Below are 13,313 nucleotides of genomic sequence, written 5' to 3'. Positions count from 1 at the left end.
GGTCGTCACGCGCGGTTGCGCGGCGCTGCGGGCCGCGACGGGGTGTCCGCGGTCGCGTACCCTTCAAGGGACTCCTACACCCGAGGACGGATCCGTCGTGTTTGACACCCTGAGTGACCGGCTTTCCGGCATCTTCTCGAAGCTGCGGAGCAAGGGGCGGCTCACCGACGCCGACGTCGACGCCACCGCGCGCGAGATTCGGCTCGCGCTGCTCGAGGCCGACGTTGCGCTGCCCGTGGTCAAGGCGTTCATCGCCCGGCTCAAGGAGCGGGCGCGGGGCGTGGAGGTGTCGCAGGCGCTCAACCCGGCCCAACAGGTCATCAAGATCGTCCACGAGGAGCTCGTCGCGACGCTCGGTGGCGAGGCGCGGCGGCTGCAGTTCGCCAAGAACCCGCCGACCGTGATCATGCTCGCCGGTCTGCAGGGTTCCGGTAAGACGACGCTCGCCGGCAAGCTCGCCCGGTGGCTCAAGGGCCAGGGCCACCAGCCGCTGCTCGTCGCCGCCGACCTCCAGCGGCCCAACGCCGTCAACCAGCTGCAGGTGCTGGGCGGCCGGGCCGGCGTCGAGGTGTACGCGCCCGAGCTCGGCAACGGCGTCGGCAACCCCGTCCAGGTCGCCCGCGACTCGATCGAGCACGCCAAGCGCCAGATGCGCGACATCGTGATCGTCGACACCGCCGGCCGCCTCGGTATCGACGCCGAGATGATGCAGCAGGCCGCCGACATCCGCGACGCGGTCGACCCCGACGAGGTCCTGTTCGTCATCGACGCCATGGTCGGCCAGGACGCGGTCACCACCGCCGAGGCATTCCGCGACGGCGTCGGCATCTCCGGCGTGGTGCTGTCCAAGCTCGACGGCGACGCGCGCGGTGGCGCGGCGCTCTCCGTCCGCCACGTCACCGGCCAGCCGATCATGTTCGCGTCCACCGGCGAGAAGCTCGAGGACTTCGACGTCTTCCACCCCGACCGGATGGCCTCGCGCATCCTCGGCATGGGCGACGTGCTCACCCTCATCGAGCAGGCCGAGCAGGCCTTCGCCGACGACGAGAAGGAGCGGATGGCCGCCAAGCTCATGGGCGGCCAGGACTTCACGCTCGAGGACTTCCTCGAGCAGCTGCAGGCCGTGCGCCGCATGGGCCCCATCGCCAACGTGCTGGCCATGATGCCGGGCATGAACCAGATGAAGGACCAGCTCGCCGAGATCGACGACAAGCATTTCGACCGGGTCACCGCGATCATCCGCTCCATGACCCCGAAGGAGCGCTCCAACCCGAAGATCCTCAACGCGTCGCGCCGCGTGCGCATCGCCAACGGCTCGGGCGTGTCGGTCACCGACGTCAACCAGCTGCTGACCCGCTTCGCCGACGCGCAGAAGATGATGAAGCAGATGGGCGGCATGATGGGCCTGCCCGGCGGCCGCCGCAAGGCGACCAAGTCGCCGAAGAACAAGCGCAAGGGCACCAAGAGCGGCAACACCGGCGGCATGCGCCAGCCGCGCCTCGGCGGCGGCATGCCCCAGCTCCCGCCCGGCCTGGACCCGGCCTCGATGGACCCGAACGCGGCCGGCATGCCGCCCGGGTTCCGCCTGCCGAAGCTCGACTTCTCGAAGCTGCAGAAGCGTGACAAGGACGCCTGAGCCGCTCGCCGTGCCCGCGCCGAATCCCGAGTCCGCCGCACAGCGCGGCCCCGCGCTGCATGTGCGGGGGACGCTGCTGCCGTCCGGTGAGCGGCGCGACCTGTGGCTGGTCGGCGACCGAGTCACGTTCGAGCCGGTCGCGGGCGCACTGACCGTCGCCGACGACGGCTACGTCCTGCCCGGCCTCGTCGACGCGCACTGCCACCTCGGCATCCAGTCCGGCGGCCGGCCCTCCGACGACGTCGACCAGGCCCGGTCGCTGGCCGTCGTCGACCGCGACGCCGGGGTGCTGGCCATCCGCGACGCGGGCTCGCCCATCCCGTACCCGTCACTGGACGACGACCCCGAGATGCCCCGGCTCGTGCGTGCGGGCCGGCACGTGGCGCCCCCGAAGCGGTACCTGCGCGACATCGGCGTCGAGGTCGGCGAGGCCGACCTGCCCGGCGAGATGGCCCGCCAGGCGGCTCGTGGCAACGGCTGGGTCAAGCTCGTCGGCGACTGGATCGACCGCGGCAGCGGCGACCTGGCCCCCGCGTGGGACGTCACCGCGATGGCGGGCGCGGTCGCGGCGGCGCACGCCGCCGGCGCCCGGGTGGCGGTGCACGTCTTCGCCGAGGAGTCCGTGGCCGCGCTCGTCCGCGCGGGCGTGGACTCCGTCGAGCACGGCACCGGCCTCGCCGAGGACGACATCGAGGAGATGGCCCGCCGCGGCACCGCCCTGGTCCCGACGATGATCAACATCGCGACGTTCGGCGGCATCGCGGCGCAGGCCGAGGACAAGTTCCCCCTGTACGCCAGGCACATGCTCGCCCTCCGAGACCGCTTCCCCTCCGTGGTCCGTGCGGCGCACGAGGCCGGCGTGCCGATCTACGTCGGCAGCGATGCGGGCGGAGGCATCGACCACGGCCTGGCCGCCGAGGAGATGCTCCTGCTGCACCGCGAGGCGGGCCTGTCCGCCGAGACCGTGCTGCGAGCCGGCTCCTGGGGCGCCCGCGAGTGGCTGGGCTTCCCTGGCCTCGTCGAGGGCGGCCTGGCCGACCTGGTCGTCTACGCCGAGGACCCTCGCACCGACCTCACCACGCTGCTCCGCCCGCGCCGCATCGTGCTGCGCGGCCGCGTGATCCGCTGACCCACCCGCACCGCCTCCGCGCGGCAAAGCCGCCCGCCCCGCCCCCGCGCCTGCACTCCCGCCCGTGGGCGCCCGAAGTGCCGCACCCGCGCCCTAAACAGCCGCACCTGCGCGCGAAGTGCCGCCCTCGCGCGCGAAGTGCCGCCCCCGCGCCGGGAGTGCCGCCCCCACGCGCGCGAAGTGCCGCCCCCACGCGCGAAAGTGCCGTCCCGCGCGCGGAAGTGCCAGGTCCGCGCGCGAAATGCCGGGTCCACGAGCGAAGAGCCAGGTCCGCGCTCGGAGTGACGCGTCCGCGCGGCGGCCCGTGGGCGGCGATGGACCACAAGGCGAGGCCGTTGTCACACGGCGCCCGGGTCGATGGTCGTCGAGGCGCGGGCGCGCGCCGAATACAATCGCTAACGTGCCGCTGCGTCCCGGAAGACCGGTCCTGCACCGGCATTTCGCCCGTGACACGCTGGTCTGGGCGCCGTTGACCCGAGTCGTCTCCGACGACGAGCAGGGCACGCGGCTGTGGCTCGCCACGGGAAGTCCGCTGATCCGCCAGGTGACCGAGGACGGCCAGGGGCCGCGGGACATGCCGTTCGGCGAGTGGATCGAGACGCCGAAGAAGATCATCCAGGATGTGTACCGCGGGCCGAGCACGTTGAAGTTTCATCCGCGCTCGGCCGCGTATTCGGTGTGGTGGCTCTTCGACCCGCAGCACAACTTCCGCGCGTGGTACGTCAACCTCGAGGAGCCCGGCGTCGCGTGGGACGACGGCGCGGTCGCGGGGATCGACCTGACCGACCAGGACCTGGACATCTGGGTGTGGCCGGACCGGCGCTGGGGTTGGAAGGACGAGGACGAGCTCGAGGAGCGCCTGGCGTACCCGGACGCGTACTGGGTGAGTGACCCCGACGCGGTCTGGGCGCAAGGGCGCAAGATCGTCCCGGCCATCGAGGCGGGCGTGTGGCCGTTCGACGGCACCTGGACCGACTTCCGGCCGCCGGCCGGCTGGACCATCCCGGAGCCCGTGACCGCGGGCTGGGACCGACCGAGGGAGCGCGGTTGAGCGTCGTGTTCACGCCAGGCCAGGTGGTCGTGCACCGCAACGTGCGGCGAGGGCGGATCGGCTGGGTCCGGCCCGCGCGCGTGGTGTCCGACGACGAGCGCGGGCTGCTGTTGTGGATCGCCCGCAACACGCCCGTGGTGAACGAGGTGTCCGGCGACGGGCGGGGGATGCGCACGATGCCCTTCGCCGAGTACGTCACCCTCGGCACCGCGCTCAGGCACGGCACCTGGAACGGGCCGGGCGTGCTGAAGCTGCACCGTCCCGGCGACCCCGCGCACTCTGTGTGGTGGTTCCGCAGCGACGCCGACGCGTTCACCGGGTGGTACGTCAACCTGGAACGCCCGGCGATCCGCTGGAGCGACCCGGACGGCGCCTCCGGCGTCGACGTGACCGACGAGGACCTCGACATCCTCGTCGCGCCCGACCGCAGCTGGCAGTGGAAGGACGAGGAGGAGTTCCTCGAGCGCCTCGCCATCCCCGAGCACTACTGGGTCGATGACGAGGCGGCGGTACGCGAGGAGGGCCTCCGCGTCGTCAAGGAGATCGAGGCGGGTGGCTTCCCGTTCGACGGCACCTGGACGGACTTCGTGCCCCCGGCCGGGTGGGAGATCCCGGGCCTGCCGGCCGGGTGGGACCGCCCGCCCCTGCGCTGAGCGCGAGGCGGCGGGCAACACGCGGGAGCCGGCGGCGAGGTACCGGCAAAGGACCCGGCGAGGCGGCGCATGTCACCGGCTGAGCCGGCCGCGAGCGGTGCGGGCAGGTGGCAGGGGCGGTTTTTGCGCACGGTAGTGGGTCTGGCACAATGGTCTGCTGGTATCCGGTGCGTGTCCGAGCCCTCTAACCCGGCGTCGCGCCAGTCCAACAGAGCAGCCGACGGCACCATCCCCACGGTGTCCGGGCGGTCGCTCGGCTTCCAACAGATCCAGGAGCGAGCAACCAAGTGGCCGTCAAGATCCGGCTCCTGCGGATGGGCAAGATCCGCAACCCGCAGTACCGCATCGTCATCGCCGACTCGCGCACCAAGCGCGACGGTCGGGCGATCGAATTCGTCGGGCTGTACCACCCGAAGGAGGAGCCCTCGCGCATCGAGGTCAACTCCGACCGCGTCCAGCACTGGCTCTCCGTCGGCGCGCAGCCGAGCGAGGCCGTGCGGGCCATCCTGTCGAAGACCGGCGACTGGCAGAAGTTCAAGGGCCTGCCCGCCCCGGCCGAGCCGCTGAAGGTGGCCGCGGCGGCGCCCGACCGTCGCGCGACCTACGAGGCGGAGGCCCAGGCCGCCGCCGGCCTGGCCGACGCGCCGAAGGCGAAGAAGGCCGCCGAACCGAAGAAGAAGGCCGAGGCCGAGGCTCCGGCCGCGCAGGCGGAGGAGCAGTCCGGTGCCGGCGCCGGCGCGGAGGCCTGACGTGCTGCGCCCGGCGCTGGAGCACCTGGTCAAGGGCATCGTCGACAACCCTGACGACGTCCGCGTGCGCATGGTCGACTCCCGTCGCGGTCAGCGGCTGGAGGTCCGGGTCAACCCGGACGACCTCGGCACGGTGATCGGGCGTGGTGGCCGCACGGCCAAGGCGCTGCGGCAGGTCATCACGTCGATCGGCGGCCGTGGCGTGCGTGTCGAGATCGTCGACGCGTACTGACCGCATGCTGCTCGTCGTCGGCCAGGTGATCCGCGCGCACGGCGTCCGGGGCGAGGTCGTCGTGGACGTGCGCACGGATGCGCCGGCAGAACGTTTCGCCGTCGGGTCGGTCCTCGAGACCGACTCGACGGCGGTCCGGCATCTGCAGACGGTGCCCCCGGGCGCCTGGAAGCCCCCGCCGACCCTCACCATCGAGTCGGTACGCCCACATCAGGGCCGTCTCCTCATCGTTTTCGATGGCATCTACGAGCGCAACCTCGCCGAGGACATGCGCGGCGTCCTGCTGTGCGTGGACAGCGCCACGATCCCGGCCAGCGACGACCCCGACGAGTTCAACGACCACGAGCTGGTCGGCCTCGACGTCGTCGACGCCGCGGGGGAGCGCGTGGGTGAACTGCTGCGCATCGACCACGCGCCCGCGCACGACCTGCTGGTCGTCCGCCTGCTGGACGGTCGCACCGGCCTGGTCCCGTTCGTCCGCGAGATCGTGCCCGAGGTCGACGTGCCAGGGCGCCGCATCGTGATCACCCCGCCGGAAGGCCTGTTCGACCTATGAGGGTCGACGTCGTCACGATCTTTCCCGAGTACCTCGCGCCGCTGGACCTGTCGCTGATCGGCAAGGCGCGCGCGAGCGGCACGCTCCAGCTGGCCGTGCACGACCTGCGCCGCTGGACCCACGACGTGCACCGCACCGTCGACGACACGCCGTACGGCGGCGGCCCAGGCATGGTCATGCGCCCCGAGCCGTGGGGCCAGGCCCTGGACGAGCTGGCCGGCCCGCAGACCCATCTGATCGTCCCCTCACCCGCCGGCGCGCCGTTCACCCAGGCGACCGCGCGCGCCCTGGCCGCCGAGGACCACCTGCTGTTCGCCTGCGGGCGGTACGAGGGCATCGACCAGCGGGTCTTCGACCACGCCGCCGCGCGGATGCGAGTGAGCGAGATCTCCCTCGGCGACTACGTGCTCTTCGGCGGCGAGGTCGCCGTGCTCGTGGTGCTCGAGGCGATCACCCGCCTGCTACCGGGCGTGCTGGGCAACGCCGACTCCCTCGTGGACGAGTCGCACGCAGACGGCCTGCTCGAGGCGCCCATGTACACGAAGCCGCCCAGCTGGCGCGGTCTCGACGTGCCGGAAATCCTGCGTTCGGGTGATCACGGCCGGATCGCCCGGTGGCGGCGTGAGCAGGCACTGCAGCGCACCGCGGAGCGGCGTCCGGACCTCATCGCGGCGCTGGAGGAACGCTCCCGCGGTACCGATCAAGGGGCCTGATTTCAGGTTCGACGCGTCGATGTGGCAAAGTAGTGAGGTTGCCGCGGGCAGATGTGCCGGGCACTCATGATCAAATGACCCTCGCGCGCCGCGGTATGCGGGCGTGCCTTGAGTGACGAGGAACAGCCGCGATGAACACGCTGGACGCGCTGGACGCACAGTCGCAGCGGACCGATATCCCGAGCTTCCGCGCCGGCGACACCATCAAGGTGCACGCCCGGGTTGTCGAGGGCAACCGGTCCCGGGTCCAGGTCTTCCAGGGCGTCGTGATCCGTCGCCAGGGCGCCGGCCTGCGGGAGACCTTCTCGGTTCGCAAGGTGAGCTTCGGTGTGGGTGTCGAGCGCACCTACCCGGTCAACAGCCCGGCTGTCGACCGGATCGAGGTCGTGACCCGCGGCGACGTGCGCCGCGCCAAGCTCTACTACCTCCGCGATCTCCGTGGCAAGAAGGCCAAGATCAAGGAGAAGCGCGAGACCAAGGTCAGCAGCTGACCTTGCGATTCGCCGGATCGTCGACAGGGAGGGGCGCGTTGCGTTCCCTCCCTGTGTCGTGTCCGGGACCGGGTCTTTCGGTCAGGCGGAGCCGGACTCCCCAAAGTGGTCTTGTGCCTCTAGGCTGACGCCGATGGCAAGCGACCCCTACGGCCGCGATGGTTACGACGATCGCGCCGACGACCCCCACCCACGCAACCGCCACCTCGACCAGGCGGGCGAGCAGCATGGGCAGCAACAACCCTTCGGCGGCGTCAGCTACCCGGGCCACGATTACTGGGCCACCACGGGCCGGCCGGACTCCGTCGAGGGGCAGCGAGCCTACGACGGCAGCTGGACGCGTGACGACCGCGACGCCCAAGGCGGTCGTGACGGCGCCTACGGCCGCGATACCGCCTCTGGCCACGACACCGCCCCCGGGCGCGACATCGTGCCCGGACGCGGCGGCTACGAGCGCGACGACCGGGGCGGCGGCGACTGGAACCGGCCCAGCCGGGCCTGGGACGACCCGTACGGCTCGCGACGGGGCCGCTGGGACCGCGACGAGCCGCCGATGGTGCGCGACCGCGCGTTCGAGGAGGACGGCGCCTACGACGAGCCCGGGTACGGTGACCGGCGCGATCGCGGCGAGCGGTACGAGCGCAGCTATGACCGCGGCGAGCGCTCCCTCGGGTCGGGGTCGGGCTCGGGGTCACGCGCGCGGGGGCGCGGCAGCTACGACGATGACGACTCCGTCTCGTCATGGCGCAGCAAGGTCCGCCGCAAGCGCAAGAACATGCCGCTGTGGCAGGAGTTGCCGCTGCTGCTGATCGTCGCCTTCTGCCTGGCCGTGCTCATCCGCACGTTCCTGGTGCAGGCGTTCTTCATCCCGTCGGGCTCCATGGAGGAGACCCTCCTCGTCGGCGACCGCGTCCTGGTCAACAAGGTGCTCTACGACGTGCGCGAGCCCGAGCGCGGCGAGGTCGTCGTCTTCACCGGTCCCGACACGTGGGCGCCCGAGAACCAGATCGACAAGGACGCCGGCTTCTTCGCTGAGCTCGGTCGTACCGTGGGCGATCTCGTGGGCTTCTCCCAACCCGGAGAGAAGGACTTCATCAAGCGGGTCATCGGCCTGCCCGGCGACACCGTCGCGTGCTGCGACGTGGACGGCCGGGTGACGGTCAACGGCTATCCGCTCGACGAGTCGTCGTACCTGTACGAGGACTCGCCGCTGGACGCCGCCCCGAACCCGAAACAGTGCACGGCGCGGCGTTTCGGCCCGGTGAAGGTCCAGCCCGGCCAGATGTTCGTGATGGGTGACCATCGCGGCGTCTCGCAGGACTCGCGCTGCCAGGGCCAGGTCCCGATCTCCAACGTGATCGGGCGCGCGTTCGTCATCCTGTGGCCGAGCAGCCGCTGGGGCTGGCTGTCGGTGCCCGACACCTTCAAGAACGTCCCGAAACCGGCGGCACTGGGGCCACCGGGCCCGGCCGTCACTCGTGCGCCGCTCGCGCCGTTGGTGCCGGACATCTTGGTTGCCCCGTTGGCGGTGTCTCTCACGCTTTCGACCCGTTCGGCGCGTCAGCGACGGTTGAGACGTCGGCGATGGTGACGAGCACGTACCCTTCAGGGCGTGATTGACGAGCAGACCAAAAAGCCCAGTACCTTCTGGCGTGAACTGCCGGTTTTGCTGGGCGTGGCGATCATCGTCGCCGTCGTGGTGCGGGCCTTCGTCCTCCAGACGTTCTTCATCCCGTCGGAATCGATGGAGAACACGCTGCTGATCAAGGACCGGGTGCTCGTCAACAAGCTGGTGTACGACTTCCGCTCCCCGCACCGTGGCGAGGTCATCGTCTTCCAGGCGCCGGACTCGTGGCGCAACGACCCGTCGGAAGAGGACTTCATCAAGCGGGTGATCGCCGTCGGCGGCGACCACGTCGTGTGCTGTGACGACAAGCAGCGCATCACCGTCAATGGCCAGCCGTTGGACGAGTCCTACATCTACGCCAGCCCCGACGGGCTGCAGGACCTGCCGAGCGAAGAGCAGTTCGACGTCACGGTGCCCAAGGACCGGCTGTGGGTGATGGGCGACCACCGGTCGAGATCGGGCGACTCGCGGTACAACTTCATCCGCACCAAGGATCCGAACCAGGCCACCATTGCCGATGACGCCGTCATCGGCCGCGCCTTCGTGGTCTTCTGGCCGTTCAACCGCGCGAAATGGCTCACCGTGCCGGACACCTTCGACAAGGTGCCGGATCCGACAACCAGGTGATGACGTCGTAGTCTCGTCGGTATGACGGAGGCTGCCGCAGAGATCGACCGCCGGGCGGCCCGGGTGCTGTTGCTCGACCCGTCCGGGCGCGTGCTGCTGCTGCGCGGATGCGATCCGGCCCGCCCCGAGCACCGCTACTGGTTCACCGTCGGCGGCGGTCTGGAGGCGGGCGAGTCGCTCGCCGACGCGGCCGTGCGCGAGGTGTACGAGGAGACGGGGCTGCGCATCACCGCCGACGACCTCGTCGGCCCGGTGCGCACCGACCGCGTCGAGTTCCCCTTCGACGGCCGGTGGTACTCGCAGGAGCAGTCGTTCTTCGTCGTGCGCGCGGACGCGTTCACCGCCGACCTGACGCACCTCGACGACTACGAGGTGACCAGCGTGGACTCCACGCGCTGGTGGTCGGCGGACGAGCTCGCCGCGACGGGGGAGCGTTTCTACCCCGGCGACCTCGCCGACCTGGTGCGGGAGGTGGGCTGAGCATGCTCGCGCCCCCGCGCACCGTCGTGCACCGCGCAGCGGGCCTCTGGGCCCTCGAGCGGGCACTGCAGCGGCGAGGCTTCGATCGGGTCGCCGGCGCCGACGAGGCGGGCCGTGGCGCCTGTGCGGGACCCCTCGTGGTCGCCGCCGTCATCCTGCCGCCCGGGCGCCGCGGCGAGATCGAGGAGCTCAACGACTCGAAGCTGCTGACCGCGGCCGCGCGGGAGCGCGTCTACGAGCAGGTGGTCAAGCGCGCGGAGGCGTGGAGCGCCGTGATCATCCCGCCCGGCGACATCGACCGCCGCGGCCTGCACGTGTGCAACCTGGCCGGCATGCGCCGCGCCCTCGCGGGCCTGTCGGTGCGCCCCGACTATGCGCTCACCGACGGCTTCAAGGTCGACGGCCTCGGCCTTCCCGGCCTCGCGGTGTGGAAGGGTGACCAGGTCGCGGCGTGCGTCGCGGCCGCGAGCGTGGTGGCGAAGGTCACGCGAGACCGCATCATGGAAGAGCTCCATGAGTCGTACCCCGAATACGGCTTCGACGAGCACAAAGGCTATTCGACTCCGGACCACGGCGCGGCCCTCGTCGCACACGGCCCGTGCCCCGAGCACCGTTTCTCGTACGCGAACGTGGCGGCGGTGGGGCGGCCGGGGCAAAGGCGCGGTAACGTCGGCGTGGCGCCCGGCGAGGCCGTACGGGTTCCGGCGCAAGTGGGCGACAATGTGGCTATGGAAGGCGGACCGCGATGAGCGCCGAAGATCTCGAGAAGTACGAAACCGAGATGGAGCTCCAGCTCTACCGGGAGTACCGCGACATCGTCCGTCAGTTCTCCTACGTGGTGGAGACCGAGCGCCGGTTCTATCTGGCCAACCAGGTCGACCTGCACGTGCGTAACTCGGACGGCGAGGTCTACTTCGAGGTCGTGATGCACGACGCCTGGGTCTGGGACATGTACCGGCCCGCCCGGTTCGTGAAGAACGTCCGGGTCATGACGTTCAAGGACGTCAACGTCGAGGAGCTCGAGAAGCCGGACATCTCGCTGCCCGACAACGCCTTCGGCGGCTGAGCCCGCCCCCGCGCCGCGCGGACCCGCCGAGAAATTTTCTAGCGACGCCGGGTCCGCGTCGGCCGGCCATAACGGTTGTACGCGTACCAGACGCCGCCCACGACGAGCGCCCCGACGACGATGTACAGCACCAGGCTCAGAAGCAGCTTGAGCAGCGCCCAGGCGAGCATCCCGACCACGATCAGGCCCACCACGACGAGTACGGCCTTCAATATGTTCATGCCGCTTGCCTCCCGTTTTGTCCGCCGCTTATAGCACTTTTCTCGGGCCGCCCGCGGGTTATCCACAAGCACCAGTTATCCACAGAATAGCCATGATCGGGTTTGCCGGGCGCGCCCGTTTGAGCCAGGCTGCCGGCCATGTTCAAGACGCTGGCCCGGGTCGGGCTGCTTGTCCTCGCCGCCACCGCCGTCGCCGCCGCAAGCTCTGTGGTGGCCGCTGTCAGCTCCGCGCTCGCCACCCCACCACCCAAGGAACCGCCGGCCCCGCCGCCCGCCCAGGAGTCCCCTGAGTCGGTCTACGAGCCGCCGCTGGACGGCCCCGTGACCGTCACGAGGGGCTTCGAGCCGCCGTCGGACCGCTACTCGGCCGGCCATCGCGGCGTCGACCTGGCCGGGGTGCCCGGTCAGCTCGTGCGCAGCGCCGGCCCCGGCAAGGTGATCTTCGCCGGGATGGTCGGCGGGCGGCCGGTGGTGAGCGTGGAGCATCCGGGCGGGGTGCGCACCACCTACGAGCCGGTCGACCCGGACGTTGTCCAAGGCCAAGCCGTTTCCACTGGTACACCGCTGGGCCGACTGAGACCCGGGCACCCCGGCTGTCCCGTCGCCGCCTGCCTGCACTGGGGGCTGCGCACCGACGAAGGGGTGTATCTCGACCCGCTCACCCTGATACGCCAGGCACGCGTGCGGTTGTTTCCGCTCGGCTAGCGGATCAGCAGCTTCGGCAGGCCTTCGGCGAGCCGCTGGTAGTCCTCGGGCCGGTTGTACACGTGCGCGGACAGCCGCAGGTAGCCGCGCCCGCGCCAGGCGGAGAGCCCGACCTCGGCGGCCAGCTCATCGGAGATCCGCCGGCGCAGCGCCGTCGCGGCCGCGGGATCGGCCGCCACGCCCGCGGGCAGCGGGATCAACGCCATCGGCAGCCCGGTCGCCGCCGGGACCTCAGCGCCGATCGCGTCCGCGACGACGCGCCGGCCGTGCTCGGCCAGCGCCGCGTTGTGCCTCCGCACGAGGGCGACGCCGAGCGAGCGCAGCACGAACAGCCCGGTCGGCGCGGCGAGCCACGACGTGTAGTCGTGCGAGCCGACCCACTCGAGGCTGTCCGGAAAGCTCGCCTCGACGTGCCACGACAGCACCAGAGGCCGGATCCGCTCCCGCCACGCGGGCGCGACCGACAGCAGCGCCGTGCCGCGCGGCGCGAACGCCCACTTGTGCAGGTTGCCGGTCCAGAAGTCCGCGCCCAGCTCGCCCACCGCCGGGTCCAGGTTGCCCGGCACGTGCGCGGCGTCGACGTGGATCGCGACCCGCTCGCCCCACCGTGCCCGCACCGCCTCGACGATGCCCTGGACCGGGAACACGCGCGCGGTGGCGGCCGTGATGTGGTCGACGATCACCAGCCGCGTCCGCGCGGTGATGGACTCCACCACCGCCGCCACGATCGTCGCGTCGTCCGCGACGAGCGGCACCCGCGCGACCCGATGGACCGCCCCCGTGCGCCGGCACGTGGCCGCCACGGCCAGGTCCACGGCCCCATAGCCGTGATCGGTCGTCACGATTTCGTCTTCGGTACCCAGGCCAAGGCTCCCGAGCACGATCGACGTGCCCGTCGTGGCGTTCTCGACCAGCGCCGTCCCGTCCGGATCCGCCCCGACGAACGCGGCGAGGTGCCGGCGCACGTGCGCGATCCGCTCCTCGAGCCCTACGGCGAAGAACCGGTGCGGGTTGGCGTCCATCTCCTCGCGGAGGCGCTGCTGGGCCCGTTGCACGGCAATCGGCACCATGCCGAACGCCCCGTGGTTCAGGTGCGCGACGGCTGCGTCGTGCGAGAACAGCAGCCGCGCGCCCGGGAGCGGCTCGGGTGCGGACACATCCACGATCTTAGGGCTCCTTGTGCGTGTGTGGCGGGGCTTGTCCCCACACCACCCCCGCCGACACCCGCTTCGTACGCTTCCGCGCGCGTTTCGGCTGGGCCTTTCCTCAGCGGTGCGGGCCCGCGCCTCGGCGCGGCTCGGCGCGCCTCGGCCCCGTTCTCGTGTCTGCGCCCTGTCGGCCTTAGCTGCGCCCGCGGCCCGTCGTTGCCCCGCGGCG

16 protein-coding genes and 1 pseudogene are annotated in these 13,313 nt (G+C 71.3%); 15 read left to right on the top strand and 2 right to left on the bottom strand.

Going from position 1 to position 13,313, the window contains the following annotated elements; translation table 11 throughout:
• The first annotated feature begins 97 nt into the window (after nucleotides 1-97).
• The 14 genes and pseudogenes from ffh (at nucleotide 98) to ABD901_RS12785 (ending at nucleotide 11,010) form a co-directional block, all read left to right on the top strand.
• Nucleotides 98-1,636, top strand: a complete 1,539-nt coding sequence (gene ffh / locus ABD901_RS12850; protein ID WP_345124819.1) for a signal recognition particle protein — start codon at nucleotides 98-100, stop codon at nucleotides 1,634-1,636.
• A 55-nt stretch (nucleotides 1,637-1,691) separates the two neighbouring features.
• On the top strand, nucleotides 1,692-2,765 hold the full coding sequence (locus tag ABD901_RS12845; protein WP_345125562.1) for an amidohydrolase family protein: 1,074 nt from the start codon (nucleotides 1,692-1,694) through the stop codon (nucleotides 2,763-2,765).
• A 400-nt stretch (nucleotides 2,766-3,165) separates the two neighbouring features.
• On the top strand, nucleotides 3,166-3,816 hold the full coding sequence (locus tag ABD901_RS12840; RefSeq protein WP_345124817.1) for a ribonuclease FAU-1 family protein: 651 nt from the start codon (nucleotides 3,166-3,168) through the stop codon (nucleotides 3,814-3,816).
• Nucleotides 3,813-4,469, top strand: coding sequence for a ribonuclease FAU-1 family protein (locus tag ABD901_RS12835; protein WP_345124814.1), 657 nt, complete (start codon nucleotides 3,813-3,815; stop codon nucleotides 4,467-4,469). The genes ABD901_RS12840 and ABD901_RS12835 overlap by 4 nt, the downstream gene beginning before the upstream one ends.
• A 287-nt stretch (nucleotides 4,470-4,756) precedes the next feature.
• The gene (rpsP, locus tag ABD901_RS12830; RefSeq protein WP_345124812.1) at nucleotides 4,757-5,218 is read left to right on the top strand and encodes a 30S ribosomal protein S16; all 462 of its coding nucleotides are present in this window, start codon (nucleotides 4,757-4,759) and stop codon (nucleotides 5,216-5,218) included.
• Entirely contained in the window at nucleotides 5,193-5,450 is a 258-nt protein-coding gene (locus tag ABD901_RS12825) for an RNA-binding protein (protein WP_345124810.1), read from the top strand. Before rpsP ends, ABD901_RS12825 begins: the two co-directional genes overlap by 26 nt.
• 7 nt (nucleotides 5,451-5,457) lie before the next feature.
• Nucleotides 5,458-6,006: a ribosome maturation factor RimM gene (gene rimM, locus ABD901_RS12820; RefSeq protein WP_345125560.1), complete on the top strand. Its 549-nt coding sequence runs from the start codon at nucleotides 5,458-5,460 to the stop codon at nucleotides 6,004-6,006.
• Nucleotides 6,003-6,719 carry a tRNA (guanosine(37)-N1)-methyltransferase TrmD gene (trmD, locus tag ABD901_RS12815; protein ID WP_345124807.1) on the top strand — a complete coding sequence of 239 codons (717 nt, stop codon included), beginning with the start codon at nucleotides 6,003-6,005 and terminating at the stop codon, nucleotides 6,717-6,719. Before rimM ends, trmD begins: the two co-directional genes overlap by 4 nt.
• A 131-nt stretch (nucleotides 6,720-6,850) precedes the next feature.
• On the top strand, nucleotides 6,851-7,210 hold the full coding sequence (gene rplS, locus ABD901_RS12810; RefSeq protein WP_345124805.1) for a 50S ribosomal protein L19: 360 nt from the start codon (nucleotides 6,851-6,853) through the stop codon (nucleotides 7,208-7,210).
• Nucleotides 7,211-7,928: 718 nt separating this feature from the next.
• A pseudogene (gene lepB, locus ABD901_RS12805) lies at nucleotides 7,929-8,801 on the top strand (signal peptidase I); the annotation flags it as partial.
• 21 nt (nucleotides 8,802-8,822) lie between these two features.
• Nucleotides 8,823-9,464 (top strand): signal peptidase I, encoded by a 642-nt coding sequence (lepB, locus tag ABD901_RS12800; protein WP_345124803.1) that lies wholly within the window; start codon nucleotides 8,823-8,825, stop codon nucleotides 9,462-9,464.
• 21 nt (nucleotides 9,465-9,485) lie between these two features.
• On the top strand, nucleotides 9,486-9,944 hold the full coding sequence (locus ABD901_RS12795) for an NUDIX hydrolase (RefSeq protein ID WP_345124801.1): 459 nt from the start codon (nucleotides 9,486-9,488) through the stop codon (nucleotides 9,942-9,944).
• Nucleotides 9,945-9,946: 2 nt separating this feature from the next.
• Entirely contained in the window at nucleotides 9,947-10,693 is a 747-nt protein-coding gene (locus ABD901_RS12790; RefSeq protein ID WP_345124799.1) for a ribonuclease HII, read from the top strand.
• A complete protein-coding gene (locus ABD901_RS12785) occupies nucleotides 10,690-11,010 on the top strand; it encodes a DUF2469 domain-containing protein (RefSeq protein WP_345124798.1) in 321 nt (106 codons plus the stop codon). Before ABD901_RS12790 ends, ABD901_RS12785 begins: the two co-directional genes overlap by 4 nt.
• Nucleotides 11,011-11,048: 38 nt before the next feature.
• Here the strand turns inward: ABD901_RS12785 and ABD901_RS12780 are convergent, their stop codons facing one another.
• Complete coding sequence (locus tag ABD901_RS12780; protein WP_345124796.1) at nucleotides 11,049-11,231, bottom strand: hypothetical protein; 183 nt, start codon at nucleotides 11,229-11,231, stop codon at nucleotides 11,049-11,051.
• 138 nt (nucleotides 11,232-11,369) lie between these two features.
• Here ABD901_RS12780 and ABD901_RS12775 point away from each other — a divergent pair, with 138 nt between their 5' ends.
• Complete coding sequence (locus ABD901_RS12775; protein WP_345124794.1) at nucleotides 11,370-11,936, top strand: M23 family metallopeptidase; 567 nt, start codon at nucleotides 11,370-11,372, stop codon at nucleotides 11,934-11,936.
• Here the strand turns inward: ABD901_RS12775 and ABD901_RS12770 are convergent.
• Entirely contained in the window at nucleotides 11,933-13,093 is a 1,161-nt protein-coding gene (locus tag ABD901_RS12770) for an aminotransferase class V-fold PLP-dependent enzyme (RefSeq protein ID WP_345124792.1), read from the bottom strand. The genes ABD901_RS12775 and ABD901_RS12770 overlap by 4 nt on opposite strands.
• Between the last annotated feature and the right edge of the window lie 220 nt (nucleotides 13,094-13,313).

Origin of the sequence: Dactylosporangium darangshiense, assembly GCF_039537565.1 — a bacterium.
GTDB lineage: Bacteria > Actinomycetota > Actinomycetes > Mycobacteriales > Micromonosporaceae > Dactylosporangium > Dactylosporangium darangshiense.
The sequence above is the reverse complement of the archived record's forward strand: the minus strand, read 5'-3'. Positions and strand labels throughout refer to the sequence as shown.

Excerpts from the sequence above, each read along its gene's own strand:
- trmD (WP_345124807.1), top strand. The coding sequence starts at position 6,003 with ATGAGGGTCGACGTCGTCACGATCTTTCCCGAGTACCTCGCGCCGCTG.
- rplS (WP_345124805.1), top strand. The coding sequence starts at position 6,851 with ATGAACACGCTGGACGCGCTGGACGCACAGTCGCAGCGGACCGATATC.
- ABD901_RS12795 (WP_345124801.1), top strand. The coding sequence starts at position 9,486 with ATGACGGAGGCTGCCGCAGAGATCGACCGCCGGGCGGCCCGGGTGCTG.
- ABD901_RS12790 (WP_345124799.1), top strand. The coding sequence starts at position 9,947 with ATGCTCGCGCCCCCGCGCACCGTCGTGCACCGCGCAGCGGGCCTCTGG.
- ABD901_RS12785 (WP_345124798.1), top strand. The coding sequence starts at position 10,690 with ATGAGCGCCGAAGATCTCGAGAAGTACGAAACCGAGATGGAGCTCCAG.
- ABD901_RS12780 (WP_345124796.1), bottom strand. The coding sequence starts at position 11,231 with ATGAACATATTGAAGGCCGTACTCGTCGTGGTGGGCCTGATCGTGGTC.
- ABD901_RS12775 (WP_345124794.1), top strand. The coding sequence starts at position 11,370 with ATGTTCAAGACGCTGGCCCGGGTCGGGCTGCTTGTCCTCGCCGCCACC.